The following is a 3775-nucleotide window of genomic DNA, read 5'->3' as shown; positions in this document are numbered from 1 at the left end:
GAAGTATTCTTTGCTTCATCAGACCCCGTTGCATTTCATCCTTGAATTGGCCGATGAATGGCTTTTTTTCTCTATTTTCTAAAACTGTCCGAAGTATTGGTGAGTTATACAGACAAATGCTGGTTAACTCGACCGATCGCTCGATTCCAAAACCAATTCCTAATGGAACTAAGCAAGCTAGTTCAATTCTCAAAGAAGCGGTTGACAGGACGGGAAAGTCCAAGATTTTCGCGAAGGGTTTTGCCCTCATACTCTTTACGGAAGATTCCATGTTTCTGAAGTCCTGGAACCACCTTGTCCACAAAATCATCGAACCCTTCAGGCAGAAAAGGAAACACGATCTCGTTATGTTCTAGTTCTTCTTCCAACCCAAAGTTAGGCATTACATTCGGATTGGTAGTGGTGACAATGTTCCAACCCGCACGACCACCACTAATATGTTCGCATTCTACCTTTTCACAGCGTAACTCTTGCGCTTTAGAAAGGCAAAAATCAATACGAGAAACGTGCAGATGCCGGCTAAATAGAGTGGATATCCATAGGACTGAGGATTGTTTTGGTTGACAACCAAGCCAGCAATTACAGGACCAAAAGCATTCGATACGCTGAGATAGGAAGAATTTAAACCCAAAACCGTACCTTGTTCTTCTGGCTTGGCATTCAGTGAAATCAACGCGCTGATGGTGGGTTGGACGATCGAGTTAAACAGTGAAAAAAGAAGGCAGACAGCTACAAAATAGAAAAGATTTTCCCAGATCGGCATCAAAACGAACGAAAGACTGCGCACGAATAGACCCAAAAACAGAATTTGCACTAGTGGGAATCGGCGCGTAAGTCTTGTCAGTCCCCATGTTTGCATGAATACAGCAAGCGTACCAAACGTCACAAACATCAGGGTTAGGGCATCGCTATTTTGCTTCAGAATCGTGAGGAAGTAGGGCTGAAAAGCAAAAGTAAAAAGCGTAAAGGTCATCCCAGTTAAAAAATTGATCGCCAGCAAGATCCCAATTTTAGGCATAAATAGACCATCAATTAGATTTCCTAAGCCGATATCAAAGATGTTTTCAGCTTTTTTTGCCTTGGTTTGCAGGGTCTCAGGCAGATAAAAAATTGTCAAAAAAAGCGCGATCGCCGCGATCGCGCCCGATACCAAAAAAGAAGCACCGAACGACTCGCCTAAGGGCGTATAACGGGCGAATTTCTGGGCAAGCAAACTCACAACAGGGCCGAGGATAAAGCCTAAGCCAAAAGCTGCGCCGTTAATCCCAAAGGCTCTGGCGCGGTTTTGCGGCGTAGACACATCAGAAATTACGGCTTGAGCGACCGCAGCATTGCCGCCTGTAATTCCATCCAGAAATCGCGCTAGAAATAAGACCCAAGCAGTCGTGGCTGTCCCTGCGAGCAAATTTGCCAGAACCGTTCCGCCCAAGCTCAGGATAAGTAAGGGTTTGCGCCCAAAGCGATCGGAAAATTTCCCAATAACAGGTGTGGCAAAAAATTGTGAGATTGAATAAATCGCAAACAACAAGCTGGTCTGAAAATCATCGAGGTGAAATTGTCTGCCGTAAAGATACAGAACGGGAATCAGAATTGTAAAGCTAAGCGAGTTAATGAAAGAAATTAGCGCGATAATCCAAAAATTGCGATTCATGCAAATGCATCTGCCCCTACAGGCTGCCTGAGATAATTATCAAAACAAATCCACAAAAATCGCCTTCTCAAAAAGACTGGTCGTCATGGGTTCAGATTTACAGGAATTTTAGCATTAGCGATCGCACGCAAACTCGGAGGTTTTGGATGTGTGATTCGGATATAACATTTGACGTAAACTTAATCGCAATCTAAAGATTTTCTTAGGCATTACGCTAGATTAGCTGTCGTACTAGACTGCACTCTATTATTCAGGTGGATTGGATTTAAAATATAGAGATGACTGATAGAGAAGTCCTTCTTGATGGGTGTGCAGAATGCAGTCAGATAGAGGATAGGCAACACAGGTAACCGTATAACCTGCGGCGATTTCGGTGGCGCTTAAGAAACTTTGTTCGGTTTGATCGACTTCCCCACTGACGAGTTTGGCAATGCAGGCAGAACAAGTTCCTTTTTTGCAGCTATAGGGGAGTTTTATGCCAGCCTCGATCGCCATGTCCAAAATATACTCGCTATCTGGGACTGAAATCGTGCGATCGAGGGCGATCGCTTCGTTGATCAATCGAACTTGGTAAGATGTCATACCCCTACGAAAATCACTAAAAATCTACTGCTTAGAGCATACCCTTTAATTGGTTTAGAGATTGGACGTAAAGCTAAAGAGAATCACACCTAAAAGCAAACTGGTGGCATTGGTGAGCAAACTGAGAAGCCCAGCTTGCTTAAAAGATAACTGCCCAAGACTAAGCGTCGCAATCACCCATGCTTCATAGACCACTGCAAAAATCTCAGAGGCTGGCAAGGTAAAGCGATAGGGAATTCCCTCAACAATTGGCTCCCACCTGCCGTAGCCAAAACAAAGCGCGACAAAGAAGCCAATGATATTCGCACCAATGAGAATAATGAACGAGTCAAAAATTAGCTTTCTAGAAGAGACTTTAGATTCAACATGCATCATCAGCCCATAGAGCATCGCGATCGCCAAGGAACTAATACCAAAGTAGCGAGAAAAAACAGATTGGAAGGGTTCTAAAGAAGGGAAAAATATCCAGACTACTGGATAGCTAAATAGATTGACCATGGCGATCGCGACCAAGGTTCTAGAGAGCGTTTGTTGAGATGCTTTGCGCCACCATAAAAAAAGCCATGCTACTAGTAATTCCAAAAGAATCGTAAGCAACCAACTGCTCCAAAACATGCGATTGCTATATTCTTGAAAGGGGGATAAAGCAGAATAGGAAATTATCCCTTTCTTCTGTGCCATCTGCATGGAATCACTTGTGACTTCTACTTGCCAGACCCCGTTCATGGGAAAAGATGTAGTTTCTCCTTTCAGGATTGGTGCGCTGAGACGCAAGCGATCGGCAAATTGTCCGATCAATCTAAACCATTTCTTGGGCTCATCCTTTTGTTGGGGGGCATTGATGGGAAACGAATCTAAAGCACTGCCAAGCCACAAACAGCGATCGTCAAAGCAGTCAAAGCGATCGCCCCTTTGAGCAAAAATCGCAGGGGAAGTCAGACAACCTGTATCGCGACATTCACCGTATTGAATTAGCAAAACGGGCTTCTCGCAGGTAGCCGTACTACAGTCTACAATCTGCAAACCCTGTAGGGTTGTCTGCCCAGATGGATAGGTGAGACTGAACCAGTTCATAAACGGTGGTGGCGGGGAGTTAGCACTAGCAGGCGAAGCAACTAGCAAAGCGATCGCGATTCCCAGTGGGATGCATACTGCCGCCAAGATTCCGATTAGACTCGACAACTTCCATTTCATCGATAAATAGCCGTTTAAGTTTTTTACTATGTGATTATCGTAACCAATTTGGTGACTACGTGTTGAGAATCGTAGGAACAATTTATGAGTTTGAGCCCACTTTGATTTTGCCTTTTCCTAGTTTATCGTTGTACGATCTCAGCATAAAAGAATTCTATATTTGGCATTACAACTTCCAAATTGCCAGAATCTATTGCAGCTCAGTTACTAGATAAAAACCACCCTGACAATCAAGCTAATGCTTCCGATTCGGAATTACCCCTGAAATTTTGATGGTACCACTAGGGAATATGTTCTGGGCACCTCTAAAAATCAGTCAGAGACGAAAAACGAAAATAAAAAGAGAGA

General features: G+C 43.8%; 4 protein-coding genes and 1 pseudogene. All 5 read right to left on the bottom strand.

Features of this window, described 5'->3' with window-relative positions:
* Positions 1-193 (bottom strand): hypothetical protein (locus V2H45_RS25320; protein ID WP_330486473.1); only part of this gene is annotated, 193 nt, incomplete at its 3' end.
* Positions 183-341, bottom strand: a pseudogene (locus V2H45_RS25315) (LLM class flavin-dependent oxidoreductase); the annotation flags it as partial. The pseudogene V2H45_RS25315 and the gene V2H45_RS25320, both read right to left, overlap by 11 nt.
* A gap of 107 nt (positions 342-448) precedes the next feature.
* Complete coding sequence (locus V2H45_RS25310) at positions 449-1651, bottom strand: MFS transporter (protein ID WP_330486471.1); 1203 nt, start codon at positions 1649-1651, stop codon at positions 449-451.
* A gap of 246 nt (positions 1652-1897) precedes the next feature.
* A complete protein-coding gene (locus tag V2H45_RS25305; RefSeq protein WP_330486470.1) occupies positions 1898-2233 on the bottom strand; it encodes a 2Fe-2S iron-sulfur cluster-binding protein in 336 nt (111 codons plus the stop codon).
* Between the two features lie 54 nt (positions 2234-2287).
* Positions 2288-3427 carry a hypothetical protein gene (locus tag V2H45_RS25300; RefSeq protein ID WP_330486469.1) on the bottom strand — a complete coding sequence of 380 codons (1140 nt, stop codon included), beginning with the start codon at positions 3425-3427 and terminating at the stop codon, positions 2288-2290.
* Positions 3428-3775: the final 348 nt, after the last annotated feature.

Origin of the sequence: Tumidithrix elongata BACA0141 (assembly GCF_036349135.1) — a bacterium.
Taxonomy (GTDB): Bacteria; Cyanobacteriota; Cyanobacteriia; order Pseudanabaenales; family Pseudanabaenaceae; genus Tumidithrix; species Tumidithrix elongata.
The sequence above is the reverse complement of the archived record's forward strand: the minus strand, read 5'-3'. Positions and strand labels throughout refer to the sequence as shown.